Genomic DNA, 14,503 nt, shown 5'->3' with positions numbered 1-14,503 from the left:
ACAGCAAACTTATTTGCAGTGGAGTGCAAAGTGGCGTCTTCCAAATTTCCGCGTTTAATTTTCAATTCCTTTAAAAATATTCCTGAACCGACAGATTATCCGCATGCACGGACTTTGCGTACCGGTTTTTGGACGAAAATAAAGGATGCTTTCAGTGTTATTAAAGGTGGTTGGGAATCTTCAGAAGCTGGTGATGACTTGCAAATGGAAAAGCAGGCACAACCTAAACTCTGGCGTATGGGTATTTATGACTATATCACTTTGTTTATTCCGTTTACCCTGGAATCGCTAATTCCATTCAGTAAAGTATTGTTTACCCCTTTACGTTATGTTTTATCCCTGGCTACCGTTTTAATTACATTACCGGTTACCTATGGTGTATATGCCATGGCTCATAAAAAAGCTGAAGAAACAATGGCGGATATTAACAAGCTGGAATTAGAATCAGAGCTTGATTCCCAGAAAAAAATGACGTGTCAGAAATTTAGAAAGCTGCATCATCAGGATTACGAAAATATGATGGTAAATGCTGTTAAAAAGGATGGAAAATATGATCTCCAGTTTTGCGCCCCAGATGCAACTCCTTATCGCGCCCGCAGTGTAGATGAAAATACCCTTCAGGCTCTGAGAAAATTAAATATTTATCAGATTAATCAAAGAGTAAAAGCAGAGCCTGCACGAGAAGCGTCATTTGATTCGGAATTCCAAGGCCCTGGCGACTATTTGGGCGCGCGAACTGGGTATTGACCTACAGGGGTTTATATGATTTTAGCGTAGGTTGGGCTGTAAAGCCCAACACTCTTCTAATTCTTTCCCAGTTCAACACTCAACAACTCTTTAACAATCTGCCCCTCCCTGTTTACAATCCCTACACCAATACCCGTAACCTGAACACTCTCATTTTGCATATTATACTGCGCGATAAACGCAGTAAGTTTCTGAAACATCGCTTTATCTGCTCGATTACCATCAAACAGGGAAATATGAGGTTCAAAACAATCAAAGGTATTAGGACTGCCATAACGGGAAAATGAAGCCGTTTTTTCAGGATTGCCTCGTGTCCACGATGGCAGTTGAGTCTTATGATCACGTAATTGCGAAAGCGACATGACAATTCGATTGCTCAAGTGCTGTAAAACCGGGTTTTTTTTGACAGCCAGACTGGCGTAAAGATGTGAGTTTAATTCAATACCTGTTGTGGTAATAGTAAAACGTGGTTGTTGTCCGGCCAGATTTTTTACCCTTGCAATGATTTTTGTAAGGTTTCTGGCATCGTATCTGGTAAGATAAAGAGTAATATGGACTGGATAACGGTTGATATAAGGCGTAATTGCATCGCCATATGTTTGTTCAAGTTTCCGGCCAAATTGTGTAATCTGTTCGCTTATGCGATTATGCGGCGACAGTTTTAAATAAACGTTAATCGGCAAGGTCTGGGCAAAACAAGCACCGTTCAGCATCATCATTAACGCGATAACGGAAACCAGTAGAAAATGACTAATCAATTTGCTGTGGTGGGTAATCCGGTTGCCCATAGTTTATCTCCCTTTATTCATCAACGTTTTGCTGAACAGGCGGCGATCCAGTTAACTTATGACAAGATTCTTAGCGATGATTCGGCTTTCGAAACTATAGTATCGGATTTTTTTAACCGCCAAGGCAAGGGATTAAATATAACTTTGCCTTTTAAACAACGTGCATATGCCACGGCTGACATAAAAACGGAACGCTGCCTGAAAGCAAAGGCTGTCAATACGTTATGGCTGAAAGATGGCCTGCTTCATGGCGATAATACCGATGGAGTCGGCCTGATACGTGATCTGACGCAATATATTGATCTTAAAAATAAACACGTGTTAATTATTGGTGCGGGCGGAGCGGCAAGGGGGATTATTCCGGCATTATTGGACATGCAACTGGCGAAATTGACAATCACCAACCGTACTTACCATAAGGCTGAACAACTTGCCGTAGAATTTGCCAGCGCTGAAAGCGTTGAATTTAACAGCCTGGCACGCTATCAGTTAATTATTAATGCGACTTCCGCAAGCCTTGATGAACAAGATTTGGCGTTGCCGGAAACGGTGTTTGAGCAACAACCGTTTTGTTATGATCTGGCATACCGTATTGGCCAGCCAACGCCTTTTGTTACTTTAGGCAAACGTCATGGCTGTCAGGTTTATGATGGCTTGGGGATGTTGGTAGAACAGGCGGCGGAAGCATTTTATATCTGGCATGGCTTCAAACCAGATACCCGGCCTGTGCTTGCTTTTCTGAATCAATCATCAAAAAACTGAAGGATGGCCTCACGATTGGCAATGGTGTCGCTGATGCCGAGTTGAAAAAGTTCGCGGGTAAATTCTTTTTCAAATAACAGGAAGCTCACCAGATCGCCAGAACGGCTTTTGGCGCCAAGGGCATTGAGTAAAAAGCGCAGCAGGGCTGGCATGCTTTTATATTGTGCCTGAGCAATCGCGCCCATATCCATACTGGGGCGTAAATATAACGTTTCCACAGGCCGCCATGGCGAGCGGCGTTTTTTCCACAGTGAAATTAAATGAGAAATTTCATTCATCCGGTTAACCATTTCAATGTCGCGGTCCAGGTTATCCAGGAATAATCCATTAAGCATATTACCCAAAATATGGGCAAATCCGATTTCGCCGTTGCGTAACGTTGCCGGATCAGCAAAAACAGGTAAATGCCGGGTTCCCAGAATCAGTACTTTCTCCACCTGAAACCGGATAGCGCCTCGCAAAGGCGATACCAGTCCCATACTGCCATCACCATAATGCAGGCCATCGATAGCCACCGTCGGAAAGAATAATGGCAGGGCGCTTGAGGCCAGTATGTGATCTTCCTCCAGATCGACCCGCTTGCTGATGTGACGAGGATAACTCCAGTCTTCAAAATGCGGCTCATGATGCTGATAAAACGAGATCGTCTGCTGGGTTTCATAGCAATTGCTGAGCACTTCCACTGTTTCCAGATAGCCTTCTTTGATGTTCTTGCTAATAGCCTGAAAATCAATAGCCTGGCCGATCAGTTTTTTCAACGGCGATGTATCCAGCAAATGCCCGGATTGCCGTTGCTTCATCAATATCGAGCCTACATTTCGCAACACCGATGCGCTTAAGGCTGTATTGCTGGAGTTGAAAACCTGCTGGCAATGAATTTCGCTCCACAAGGCTTCCAATTTATCCGTTCCTGACGCAAAGTCATGGGCATTTTCAGCAAGAATCGCGGCATTAATGCAGCCGACGCTGACACCGCTGATCATTGCAAACGGTATATTTTTTGTTCCAAGCAGATTACTGATAGCTTTCAGCACTCCAGCCTGATAAGCACCACGAGCACCACCGCCAGCGAGATAAAGCGCTTTTTTCGTCATTAATTCAGCAAGTTAGAAAAGATTATTTGACTATAGCCGGATCAGGGAAGCCATGGCAAGAAAATTCAGAGTAGGTTGGGTCGTTTGACCCAACAAAAGCTGGTAGAAAAAAGAAATGTTGGAGCAAACTACCCAACCTGCTTTGTAAGCTATACTTGCTATATAAAGAAGCAAAGAGTACAAAAGGCGAGACGAAATGGCGCATGAACCAAAGCAGAACCACTCTGTAATACCTGAGGCTGCATCTGCACATGAGCAGAGTCTTCTGCAAATGCTTAAAGATATTCAGCGCCCTGTAACTTTTAAGCCGAATAAAAAAACCAAAGATACCGCAATACTTAGTGCTCTTAAACAAATTCCTTTTGTCAGTTCATTGCTGCATGGAATGGATGGTACCGGGACAGCAATAGGCAAATTGTATGAGTTGCAAGGGGTTCCCACGGCCCCCATGAAAGAAGCGGTACGTGGTTTTCAGTTTGGCTCTATTGCTCTCGCTGCTTTGGATTTCCTCCGTATTCCGGCAATTTATATCGCCTCTTTTGTGCTTGGAAAAAAATCGCCGGTTTCTTTATCAAAAAACGCACAATGGCTCTATGCCGGCGTGTTGCTGGCCTTGGGAGCTGTTTCTATTGCGGTGCCAGCGGTATCGTTACCGCTTGCCGTCACTGGAGCCGCTCTTGCTTTAGCTGTTAACCTGTATACGCTCGGGCGCTTTTTTTATCTCCGCCGGCAAAATCGGCATGGTCTCAAGAAAGTAGAACAGCAGCTTCAAGAGGAGGAGGCGCGTCTTGATGAATTAAGGCAAAAGGCTTTAGATCTGGAGAATGAGTTCGCAACGACAAAAGATCCTGCGCTTATAGAAAAAATAGAGCAGTTGCACAAAAATTATCAGCAACAGCTTGCTACCCTGCAAACTTTGCATGATCAAAAATATATTTATGAGCAAAAAATCGATAAGCGAGGCCTTGGGCAATTAATTAATCGCAGTGCTGGAATATTGCTGTCTACGCTGGCGCTGACTTCGTTGGTGTTAATATTTTTCATGCCTCCGGTTGGGCTTGGCATGCTGGCCGGCAGTGCCGCAGCCGGCATTATATATGGCGTGCTGGCCTTCTCTGTGCCTTATTTTATCGAGAAATTTAAAAGAAAAGAGGGAATACAATCTGAAAATGTAGATGACGAGATACCGGAGGAACCCGGCTTTGACGGCGGTGAATCAGTACCTCTTATTATGAATAGCTTACAAAACAAGCAAGGAACTGATATGAAATACAGGCAAGAACCACAAGGCATAAGTTCGCGGCCTTTGTTCTCTTCACCAGGCACCGCGGATGACAAGAGTATTGAAAACGCCCGGCAGTACTCCGAGAAAATTTGTCATCCCCGCGAAGGCGGGGATCCATCCATCAAATAAGGTAAAGCGCCGACCTGAGAGACGGATTCCTTCATTTAATGGCCATGCCCGTAGGTTGGGTCGTTTAACCCAACAAAAGATGATGAATAGGACCATGTTGGATCAAACGACCCAACCTCCGCATTTTTCCATTAATAAACAACATATTGAATTCCAGCCGCAACTTGGATAACCTGATAAAATCCCTACTGAAAATGGAATATCGTATGTTGGCCTTGTTTAAAGATCAGCCACGTGCTTTTCAGATGATTTTTATGCTGGAAATCTGGGAGCGGTTTGGATATTACACCGTGCAAGGCATTCTGGTGCTTTACTTTGTTCGTTTCATCGGGATGAGTGAAGCCGAGGCTTATTATGCCTCCGGTGCGTTTTTTGCTCTGGTATATGGTTTGATTGCCGTGGGCGGTTATCTGGGCGATAAAGTGCTGGGAACACGGCGGACGCTGGTATTGGGGTTGTTTACCCTGGCTGCAGGCTATTTGTCCTTGGCTCTTGCCGGTAAAAGTGAAGTGTATTATGCCCTCGGATTAATCTGTGTCGGCAATGGCTTATTTAAAGCCAATCCCTCAAGCTTGCTTGCCAAATGCTATCAGGAAAATGATCCGCGCTTGCATAGTGGTTTTACTCTTTATTACATGGCTATTAATCTTGGTTCCACATGCGCGCTATTAGCGGGGCCTGCGCTCGCGGCAAATTATGGCTATTTCTATGCTTTTTTTCTGAGTTTCGTTGGCTTGGTTCTTGGAATTGCCAATTACTGGTTCCAGCGCGAATATGCACGCGCTATTCCTACTGCCAGCGATCATAAATCCATTTCAGCAGCCGGTTGGATCATTGTATTTCTGGGAATCGCTGCCGCTACCGTGGCAGCTGCTTATTTGCTGTCCCATATCACCATAGCCCGGCTCTTGCTGTGGTTGATTAGTGTGTCCATTTTGTTGATGTATATTAATTACATGCGTTTTGAAAACAGGGCAGACGTTGCTAAAATGATTGTTGCACTGGTATTGATGGTAGAAGGTGTGGCTTTTTTTACCCTTTATCAGCAAATGCCCACGTCACTCAATTTATTTGCGGTTAATAATGTCCATCCCGAAATATTAGGTATTTCGCTTGATCCTCAGAGCTACCAGGCATTTAATCCTATCTGGATAATCACCTTAAGTCCGGTACTGGCCTGGTTTTATAAAAAGCTTGACCAAAATGGTATACGTTTTCCTATTGCCTACAAATTTGCTGCCGGCATGTTGTGTTGCGGCATCAGTTTTACCCTGTTGTATTTCGCTCGTTTTTATCATAATGAAAACTGGCTGGTTTCACCCTGGTGGCTGGTTGCCAGTTATTTGTTTCAGAGCGCAGGCGAGCTTTTGGTTTCGGCTTTAGGTTTGGCGATGGTTGCAGAATTGGTGCCCAGGCATATTGCTGGCTTTGTAATGGGCATGTGGTTACTGACTACCGCTATTGCCGGTTTTATAGGCGCCTGGGTTGCCTCGCTTACGGCGTTGCCCAGTAATACGCAGCCTGGAATGGAATCATTGATGTTGTACACCAAAGTATTTCTCGGGATAGGACTGATTACCTTAGCATTCGCATTCGTTATGATTTTGGGCGCACGTTTTCTGCAGCGGTTACTGCCTGAGATGGCGTAATTACTATACATCATCCATTTTTTGTGCGGTATCTGTCTTCGATGGGCTTGCGCTCCGGAACTCGCGCCCTGACGCAAAATCCTACGATTAAGCCTGGTTAACCCACTTATCGGCAATAAAACTAATTCGGATTAAATCATATTTAATGAGCATTTTGCATAAATATGTTGAGCTTGTTAATTTTAAAGCAATACAAGATTACACATCAATCTAATTGTGTTATAATTACACCATAATTACTTTTTGACAATAGCGATGACCAAAAAGACAATTCCTGAAGAGTTTAAATGTTTTCGTACGGGACAACTTATTAATAATCCAGTAAACGTTGTTGTTAATAATAGCTCGGTGATTATTGATGAATCAGCGCTTTTACCAGGCGAAAAATTTAGCCCAGTCAAGCAATTTGAAGAAAAACTCAATAATTGGAAAAGGGAGAATGAAACTAATATTAAAGAGCCTGAGCTACCATCAAATTCAAGTTCTTACACATTTAATTATGCTATTTTAGGCCAAGCAGGCACGGGAATAAGTTCGATAATTGAGCGATTTACAAAAAAATCTTTTTCTAATCAAAATAAGCATACTCAATTTAATTTCGACCCAGTCAAACATAAAATACCCTGCCAGGGAAGCATTGCAAATTTAAATATTTATGATTTTGGTTATGTAAATTCCAAATGGGGAAGCGCCAAAAATGCGATAATGAGAAAAGCAGATGCAATCTTCTTAGTATTTGATGTTAACAATGCTAAAAGTTTTGAAATGATAGAAGAGATATATGCCGAAGAAGCATACTTAATTTCTGAAGGGTGCCAAATAATAGTGGTGGGGGCTAAAATCGATATTGAAAACCGAAGAGTGGTTGCAGCAAAAAGAGCACAAGCTTTTGCTGAGAGCAAGGGTTTTTCTTATCTTGAAACCAGTGCTAAAGAAGGAACAAATGTAGATGATATATTTACGCATCCGCTTAAGCCATTAATTTCCAAGGAAGTTAATAAAGCAATTACTTCTAAGCGAGAAGAGTATAATAGTTGGGTCGATAATTATTTAATTGCTCGTAAATCCATTACTCCAGAACAATATATCGGCCGTTTAGATAGGTTTTTTGGTGGATGCTCGCTAAACCAGAAAGAGGCGGCGGTTAATGATATAAAGAAAGCACTAAATGGTGATATGTCAATATTAGAGCTTGAAGAAAAACATGCTAAAGCACTTGGACAAGGAAAATTAAAAGAGGTTTATAAAAACATAAAACCTTTCCTTGAAGAATTAAACATTAATAATACTGGAAAGACTTTGGGTTCATAATAATCTCTAGACTCTATAGAGGAATTGATGGCATAAAGCGAAATTAAAAGGGGCAATCGATTTAAGGGATTATTTAATAGCCTTAAATCCGACAATGCTATTGGCCAGAAATAATTCAATAATTGAAATTATTAGAAAACGACCGTTTTTGATACTAGAAAACTGATTTAGATTAATTTTAATACATCCTTAATAATAAACATCTTTTTAAAAGTCTTATTTATTAAAAACTCATATTCAAATCAAATTATTATAAAGCCATTAAAAGATAGATATTTAAGAATGTAGTGAGTTGGTCATCATCCTATTCTTGTCAAAACATAGGATTAAATATTTTAATACTAAAGAAAAGGCCGGTGGTAATGGGCAGAGATATTTCAAAGAGAAATATCTATAGCTAATCAATACCTGCTATATGCAAAATACAGATCACATGGTACAATATTTAAACATATATGCGCAGTACAAAATAACAGCCTAACAAGTAAGTACATTTTTAAACGATCCTATAGAATACTCAATGTTGGAGATTATTATGAGCACACCTCAAAGGGAAGCTTATTTACAAGCTATATACACACAAAATGTAGAGTCAGTTAAAAAAGCTGCGAAGCTTGGCCGAGACAGTACTCCGCCGATTCAAGATGCTAGAATGCCTATCACGGTACATACTCATTTTGAAGCCAGCACTATTTTGCTCGCGTGCCTTACTAAAAATAAAAATATCATTATACCAGTTATTGAAAGAGTGATCCGCAATAATAGTAGCTTATTTTTAGATATATCTGATATAGGGATTCCATCTTATCGAAACCTCCTTTCTCCAAGAGGCTTTTTTAACAGTCCTGGAATAGGGCTTATGCTACCAAACGGGGTTAGTGAAGGAATATATGACAAGCTACGGAGAGTAGTATTAATAAAGTCCTATAAAGAAATATGCTTACATACAGGTATCAAAGTATTAGTAGAAGGGTGTGATAACCCGACTCAGCTTGCCAAAGACATTGTGCAAAAAGCGTCATTAAATGAAATAAAGGCAATGTTAAAAAAAACTACAGCTGGAAACAATGAACAACGCACTAGCGCACAAGCTCATCTTTTTGCAGCTGTAAATACATATAGAAAAACAAGCTTAATCTGGAAATTTTTACATTCCCTTCCTCAATTTATACAAAATATCATTCAATGGTGTTCAGGTTTAGAGTTTAACCCATCAGCTGAAAATGTAGCGCAAGTTAGGCCTCTAGCGTCAATGCAAATGCTTGGGAACCCGCAAGACTCATTGAATGAGATGATGCTCGATAATACACATTTTCCTCCTATTCTTACTCCTTCACAGGGAAAACAAAAAGGTAATACTCCTCTCACAGGAATTACACAAGATGAGCCAGAAACTAGAAAATTTGGAGTTTAGTTTTATTCCAGCTTAAGACAGCCGACGTAGATGCAAGCCTTGATGCAGCGCAGGCTGAAAAGTTCCTCTTATTTTTTAAAATAAGAGGGGCTAGGGAAGTAATGGAACGGCCAACCGACTTTGGTAAAAAAATATTATTATTTTTCATTCTAATTTATTTCTTTACTATACACATTTACCCGTAATTAGGAAGGGCTTCTACTTTGAGCTAGATAACGTCTCTTATCTAACCTAAACAGTTTGCATATTACTTAAATTATTATGATTTTTTAGTTTTGATGCGTAGATAAAAATAAATAGTTTGAGATGTATAAGATTTCGTTAAAAAGCAAATTCCCTTTTTGACCAAGCCATAACTCATGATAGGACATTGTAGCTGGGCTTAAATGATGAGGTAATTAAGAAAAAAAATTGAAAATGATTTCTTTTATAACAGAACCAACTTTTATTATCCATGGCATAATGAATGCCCCAAAAAATGCACCCACGAATAGCCATAGCGGAAGACCTACATATTTTTCAAGACTATCAAGCCGATTCAATATTTTTTCGAGAATTTCCTTGTATTCAGGGAATTTCTCATATTCCTTTTCTAAGGAAGCGTTTTCCTCGGTAACTTTAGTTAGGTTGTCATGACGATAGGCGTATATAGTAAAATATGATTTTCCTAAACGTGGAGGTTTTATTTTGCAATTCTCTGGTGTAACTACTTCAAGCTCTTTTGAATTAGGTAACACCTTAATGAAATCTGAATTAGGTGATGAATAAAATCCTGGTGGCTCTAATAGTTCTAGTTCTAACCTTTCCAACCGATTAATTTTTATTAGACCAGCAATATAATCAAATTGTGCAGGCATTAAAGTAAGGCGAATATTTAAGCCATTTCCCGTATAATTATCTTTTACAGTACATATCGGATTTTCATTTGGGTTTTCAATTTTATTGATATAAAGATTATATTCATTTATTTCACCACCACTTCCAAACATTATAATTTGGCGATTATTATAATCCTTTTTAATATTCATTATTGCAAGAATAACACCTTGTCTTTTGGTTACATCTCTGTCATTTTTATTTTCTTCATCAAAGTAGGTGCTTATCTCTAAACCATCAATAAGTTGAAGTTCTTTAAGCGTAAAGGCTAAATACTCTTTCGAAGGAACAAAAACATCAGCTTTATTCTCTTGATTTTCTTCTTGTAACCACCAAGATAAGTCATGATTCTGGTTAGAGCTTTCTTTTAGAAAAATTTTGAACTTACTATTACCCACAATAGTTTCCTTATGATCTGATTTGAATCATCAATCAAATGATTTGTTTTTTAGATCATTTTCAAAGTCAGCGTTCCAACTACTTCCATTTCCTGTATTGTAGGTTTTAGATTTTCCATTTCTCGATATTGTTACCTTTCCATAAACCGAACCAATGCTACTAGGATTTTGAACATTATGTTCATTAAAATTGAATTCGTTTGGATCATATCCTTCTTCATGGCATATCTTTATGAAAGTGTCTAACTCGTCTTCATATACGGTTTGGTATTTAGTCATATCAATTCCTTTTCATTTAGACATTTAAATTTAAGTATAGTTTAATTTCATAATATTCCGGGATTCGAGGCACGGTTAAATAAACGAGGGTTTTTATTACTCCTTACCCTGCTTCCTTGAGCAACGAAAGATCAACAAGAAATTCGTTAAGAAATCGAGTTAATTTATCAGTGTTGAGCAATTTATATACTTAATGGATATCTTTACTCCTTGAATTTTGTAACGCCTAGTCTTTGGAGAGTTGGTGGTTGCAGTAGCCACAAATCGAGCTATCATCTAAATCTTCAATATCTGTTTCCGCTTCACAATATCGACAGACTAAGTTATCAGGTTCATAATCGCAGGCTATGCATACATTTTCGCCTTTTACAAAACATTCTTCACTGCAAGAAGGACAAATAGCAATATCGCTCAAACCTAATTTTGAAGCTTCAAAATCAAAACGCTCTCTAGCAATCATATTCACAACATACCCAGGTATGTCTGTGATAGACTTATCGCAATTTCTGCATTTCAACTCAACGCAGTTGAACTCATATAGACTACCTTCTGAAATAGAAACCAGATCAGAACCACAGAATTCACAAGTAATCTTATTTAAATAAGGCTTTACCCAATCAAAGCTACATTCAATGCTCTCTATTGATCTATCGCACTTTTCTTTTTCGGCATTATATACATTTTTATTTGTTATGAGAGCTTGCCAATATTCTTGCCCCAAAGTTTCTTTAACATCTAGTTCAAGGTGACTTTCAATAAAACTGGATATTAGGGAAAAAGCATCGTTAACAGTATTGCGTAACAACAAATTATCGCGAGAACTATAGAAATGCTCGATATTATCTCGTTCTTTTTTTAGTTTATCAAACAACTCCCAGTTTACATCTATACATAAAGAATCAAATCTCTCTTGTATTTGATGAATAGTTACCGTTTTTCCTGGCCTGTCTTTCGGCTTCTTTGATGAAACAAAAACACGATCATCTTGAATTTGATATAACAGATCGGTTTTAATTAGAAGATATTCATCATTTTGTGGAGATAGTTCCCATAATTTTGATTTATACAACAACACAAGTCCTGAAAAAATATTTCTTACTGACGATAAGGCTCTTCTCTCATCCGTAGACTCAAAGTCCTCTATTCCAACTTGGATAGCGGCAATAGCATTCTCAAATAAATCCATTTCATCTGTCCTATTCTCAACTCCTTATGTTAATTATAGCCAAGTTGGATGTCTATTAATTTATAAATTGATAGACATTCATTTTAACCCCCTTTAGAGCGTCTTTTAAATCGCTAAACAATAGTTAGTAGGCAACCGTTTCTATTAATCGATTTAGGAGACAAAAGGGCGGTTTTTATTAATTATAAATATTAGGCTGAATTATTGTTAAATTTTTTTTGGAGAAATATTTTACAAATTAATACAAACCTATTAAACTATATATAGATGGATATGTGCGGGGTTGCTTTTAAAGTGATGTCCATTGACCGCCGGCTTAGCCGGTTTCAGCCGTGCTGAAATATTTAAGCGTACCCGAGAGAAAAAGCCCTATTGGGCTTTTTCTATATTTACTTCCGCCTCGGTGCAAACAACGACTCCTTCCTTAATTTTTTCGTTAATAAAGTTTTTGCCTTAACTTTCTCACGACGAGTAAAATGCTTAGGTTTTCGGCTCATATTTTCCTCAGAACGAACATAGGCGCTTTCTACATAAAGCCTAAGGAATCGGCTTGTTTCCTGGTGAACTCTAAAATAAATTTCATAATCACGGTTCACTCCTTGCTCATCAATAATTTCAATGGTTAACCAATTATCATAACCCGTAAAATAACAGGTTCTCATTAAAAAAGTAGTAAATACATCGGGCAAAAGCAGTGAAAGTTTATAACGTTCAGGAGAAAATACACGCGGTACATGACGATCATCATATAAATCAGGTTTTTCTATAGGCGGTTCATGTCGCTTTTGCCCCTCCGTGATGCAATGGCTACTGTATTGCACAAGGACTTCAAAAAATAATTGAGAATGGCTACCAATAGCATCGATAGTGTATCGATACACCTTGTCCTGTAAATGGATTAACGAAAATGATTGATTGTCGATTTCAATAACACCAGCAGCTTTTAACTCTTCCCATTTCATTTAAATAGTACCGGCTCTTAAGTATTGATATAATGTTTCCCGGCTAATACCCAACTCACTGGCCACATGTGCTTTTTTGGCACCACTAGCAATCTTATCTTTTAATACTTGAACCTGTTCATCAGACAGAATCTTTTTCCGTCCGGGATAAGCGCCACGTTTTTTCGCGAGCTCAATCCCTTCGCGTTGCCGCTCTTTCAGCAGGGCACGTTCAAATTCGGCAAAAGCACCCATAACCGAGAGAAGTAAAATAGCCATTGGTGAATTATCACTACTAAAAGTTAAATTCTCTTTGATAAATTCAACGCTGACATCTTTAGCTGTTAAATCATTGACTAAATTGCGTAAATCAATGAGATTGCGGGCAAGCCGGTCCATACTATGGACAACAACGGTATCGCCATCACGAACATAGGCAAGTAGGGCTTCAAGCTGGGGTCGATTAACATCTTTTCCAGAGGCTTTATCAATAAAGGTTTTATCAAGTTTAATACCATCTAGCTGACGTTCCGGATTTTGATCAAAGCTACTAACCCGAATATAGCCTACGCGTTTTCCACTCACGGTGCTTCCTTTATGAAAAATGTCAGGTTGAACTCTATGACGTTTGTGATAAATTGTCAACAAATGATAAAAGCATATTTTTCTGACAGTGTTTTGAAGCCTTTGCCTGACGTCAGGTTAGGGTATACTGCAGTCTGACAATGGTGCTTAAATCATAAGGTATAAACAATGATTCCTAATAGGGGTTCTTCCACAGGACCCCTAAATAATAAACAAATAAATATTTTAGTGAAAATTAATCTATCTGACCACGTTTAACTCTTTATGCATTAATATAGTACAATAATGTTATCTTGACTTTATTATAGAAAATATTATGAGTTTAAATGAATCAATTAAAAATCTAGCCGACAAACTTAAGAGCACCTATCTTCAAGCATTGTCAGATAAAAATATTGCAGATTTAGTATTAGCTTTTAGGGAGGTTCGTTTTCCAGATAACATTACAGCTCCCGAACAAATTCAGCAATTAGCTCATCAAATAATTAAAGAATTGGATTTACCCAAGCTTAGTTTAAGCAACAAAAATACTTATATTTCTAGAATAGAAGAGTACTATGTTAGTGTCTTGTGTCAAGCTTATCAATTTTATAAGCTAAATCTTACAACCTCAGAAATCCACAAAACATGTTCTAAGATAAACAGTGTATTATCTACCGAGGACTTGTTTAAACGGGTAAGTGACAATCAAATAAACTTTATATCTGACACTCAAGTACCTATGAATTATACTCAAAAACTTCATGATATAACTGAGCACATGAGTAGGCTTAAAGAGAGCAATTTTGATCGGGATAATCTTAAAGATAAAAAAATTAGAGCACTTTGCGATTTGAATAGTATGCTAATGGACCAGTATGGTAAAAAATCTCCACAAGAAATTATTAATGAATGGAAAAATAAAAAATCAGATGGCATATCCACTAATTATTTTTTAGTAAGTGAACATCGTCAAACAGAAGGAATTTATAAGTTTTTTGCCAAACTAACTAGTACTATTTCCATTTAATTTTGACATGTAGCATTGTCTAATGTATTTACAGATTAAATTTATTTAAG

At 38.5% G+C, this 14,503-nt stretch carries 15 protein-coding genes; 7 read left to right on the top strand and 8 right to left on the bottom strand.

What is annotated here, in order from left to right; genetic code table 11:
* Positions 1-30: 30 nt before the first annotated feature.
* The gene (locus tag ACFORL_RS11685) at positions 31-747 is read left to right on the top strand and encodes a hypothetical protein (RefSeq protein WP_382344231.1); all 717 of its coding nucleotides are present in this window, start codon (positions 31-33) and stop codon (positions 745-747) included.
* Between the two features lie 56 nt (positions 748-803).
* Here the strand turns inward: ACFORL_RS11685 and ACFORL_RS11680 are convergent, their stop codons facing one another.
* Positions 804-1,535 (bottom strand): 2'-5' RNA ligase family protein, encoded by a 732-nt coding sequence (locus ACFORL_RS11680; RefSeq protein WP_382344229.1) that lies wholly within the window; start codon positions 1,533-1,535, stop codon positions 804-806.
* Between ACFORL_RS11680 and aroE the strand changes: the two genes are divergently transcribed.
* Positions 1,494-2,297: a shikimate dehydrogenase gene (gene aroE, locus ACFORL_RS11675; protein ID WP_382344227.1), complete on the top strand. Its 804-nt coding sequence runs from the start codon at positions 1,494-1,496 to the stop codon at positions 2,295-2,297. The two genes, ACFORL_RS11680 and aroE, sit on opposite strands and share 42 nt — an antisense overlap.
* On the opposite strand, the gene ACFORL_RS11670 is transcribed toward aroE, so the two are convergent.
* Positions 2,279-3,391 (bottom strand): patatin-like phospholipase family protein, encoded by a 1,113-nt coding sequence (locus ACFORL_RS11670; protein ID WP_382344225.1) that lies wholly within the window; start codon positions 3,389-3,391, stop codon positions 2,279-2,281. The two genes, aroE and ACFORL_RS11670, sit on opposite strands and share 19 nt — an antisense overlap.
* Positions 3,392-3,421: 30 nt before the next feature.
* Entirely contained in the window at positions 3,422-3,574 is a 153-nt protein-coding gene (locus ACFORL_RS11665) for a hypothetical protein (RefSeq protein ID WP_382344223.1), read from the bottom strand.
* A gap of 13 nt (positions 3,575-3,587) precedes the next feature.
* Between ACFORL_RS11665 and ACFORL_RS11660 the strand changes: the two genes are divergently transcribed.
* The 4 genes from ACFORL_RS11660 (at position 3,588) to ACFORL_RS11645 (ending at position 9,179) form a co-directional block, all read left to right on the top strand.
* Positions 3,588-4,805, top strand: coding sequence for a hypothetical protein (locus tag ACFORL_RS11660; protein ID WP_382344221.1), 1,218 nt, complete (start codon positions 3,588-3,590; stop codon positions 4,803-4,805).
* Between the two features lie 206 nt (positions 4,806-5,011).
* Positions 5,012-6,454 (top strand): oligopeptide:H+ symporter, encoded by a 1,443-nt coding sequence (locus ACFORL_RS11655; RefSeq protein ID WP_382344218.1) that lies wholly within the window; start codon positions 5,012-5,014, stop codon positions 6,452-6,454.
* A gap of 255 nt (positions 6,455-6,709) precedes the next feature.
* Positions 6,710-7,765 (top strand): hypothetical protein, encoded by a 1,056-nt coding sequence (locus ACFORL_RS11650; RefSeq protein ID WP_382344216.1) that lies wholly within the window; start codon positions 6,710-6,712, stop codon positions 7,763-7,765.
* A 535-nt stretch (positions 7,766-8,300) separates the two neighbouring features.
* The gene (locus ACFORL_RS11645) at positions 8,301-9,179 is read left to right on the top strand and encodes a hypothetical protein (protein ID WP_382344214.1); all 879 of its coding nucleotides are present in this window, start codon (positions 8,301-8,303) and stop codon (positions 9,177-9,179) included.
* A gap of 398 nt (positions 9,180-9,577) precedes the next feature.
* Here the strand turns inward: ACFORL_RS11645 and ACFORL_RS11640 are convergent, their stop codons facing one another.
* The 5 genes from ACFORL_RS11640 to ACFORL_RS11620 all read right to left on the bottom strand — a co-directional run bounded on the left by ACFORL_RS11640 (position 9,578) and on the right by ACFORL_RS11620 (position 13,444).
* Positions 9,578-10,453 (bottom strand): hypothetical protein, encoded by an 876-nt coding sequence (locus ACFORL_RS11640; RefSeq protein ID WP_382344212.1) that lies wholly within the window; start codon positions 10,451-10,453, stop codon positions 9,578-9,580.
* Positions 10,454-10,483: 30 nt separating this feature from the next.
* Entirely contained in the window at positions 10,484-10,732 is a 249-nt protein-coding gene (locus tag ACFORL_RS11635) for a hypothetical protein (protein WP_382344210.1), read from the bottom strand.
* 226 nt (positions 10,733-10,958) lie between these two features.
* Positions 10,959-11,918, bottom strand: coding sequence for a hypothetical protein (locus tag ACFORL_RS11630; RefSeq protein ID WP_382344208.1), 960 nt, complete (start codon positions 11,916-11,918; stop codon positions 10,959-10,961).
* Positions 11,919-12,307: 389 nt separating this feature from the next.
* Complete coding sequence (locus ACFORL_RS11625) at positions 12,308-12,880, bottom strand: hypothetical protein (RefSeq protein WP_382344207.1); 573 nt, start codon at positions 12,878-12,880, stop codon at positions 12,308-12,310.
* The gene (locus ACFORL_RS11620; RefSeq protein ID WP_382344205.1) at positions 12,881-13,444 is read right to left on the bottom strand and encodes a recombinase family protein; all 564 of its coding nucleotides are present in this window, start codon (positions 13,442-13,444) and stop codon (positions 12,881-12,883) included.
* Positions 13,445-13,760: 316 nt separating this feature from the next.
* On the opposite strand from ACFORL_RS11620, the gene ACFORL_RS11615 reads away from it, so the two are divergent.
* A complete protein-coding gene (locus ACFORL_RS11615) occupies positions 13,761-14,453 on the top strand; it encodes a hypothetical protein (protein ID WP_382344203.1) in 693 nt (230 codons plus the stop codon).
* Positions 14,454-14,503: the final 50 nt, after the last annotated feature.

The organism is Legionella dresdenensis, from assembly GCF_042649825.1.
In the GTDB taxonomy this organism is placed as follows: domain Bacteria; phylum Pseudomonadota; class Gammaproteobacteria; order Legionellales; family Legionellaceae; genus Legionella_C; species Legionella_C dresdenensis.
This window is presented reverse-complemented; position numbering and strand designations above follow the sequence as displayed.

Bases quoted from the DNA above. Each gene is read 5' to 3' on its own strand.
- aroE (WP_382344227.1), top strand. From the start codon at position 1,494: ATGACTAATCAATTTGCTGTGGTGGGTAATCCGGTTGCCCATAGTTTA.
- ACFORL_RS11680 (WP_382344229.1), bottom strand. From the start codon at position 1,535: ATGGGCAACCGGATTACCCACCACAGCAAATTGATTAGTCATTTTCTA.
- ACFORL_RS11670 (WP_382344225.1), bottom strand. From the start codon at position 3,391: ATGACGAAAAAAGCGCTTTATCTCGCTGGCGGTGGTGCTCGTGGTGCT.
- ACFORL_RS11660 (WP_382344221.1), top strand. From the start codon at position 3,588: ATGGCGCATGAACCAAAGCAGAACCACTCTGTAATACCTGAGGCTGCA.
- ACFORL_RS11655 (WP_382344218.1), top strand. From the start codon at position 5,012: ATGTTGGCCTTGTTTAAAGATCAGCCACGTGCTTTTCAGATGATTTTT.
- ACFORL_RS11650 (WP_382344216.1), top strand. From the start codon at position 6,710: ATGACCAAAAAGACAATTCCTGAAGAGTTTAAATGTTTTCGTACGGGA.
- ACFORL_RS11645 (WP_382344214.1), top strand. From the start codon at position 8,301: ATGAGCACACCTCAAAGGGAAGCTTATTTACAAGCTATATACACACAA.
- ACFORL_RS11635 (WP_382344210.1), bottom strand. From the start codon at position 10,732: ATGACTAAATACCAAACCGTATATGAAGACGAGTTAGACACTTTCATA.
- ACFORL_RS11630 (WP_382344208.1), bottom strand. From the start codon at position 11,918: ATGGATTTATTTGAGAATGCTATTGCCGCTATCCAAGTTGGAATAGAG.
- ACFORL_RS11625 (WP_382344207.1), bottom strand. From the start codon at position 12,880: ATGAAATGGGAAGAGTTAAAAGCTGCTGGTGTTATTGAAATCGACAAT.
- ACFORL_RS11615 (WP_382344203.1), top strand. From the start codon at position 13,761: ATGAGTTTAAATGAATCAATTAAAAATCTAGCCGACAAACTTAAGAGC.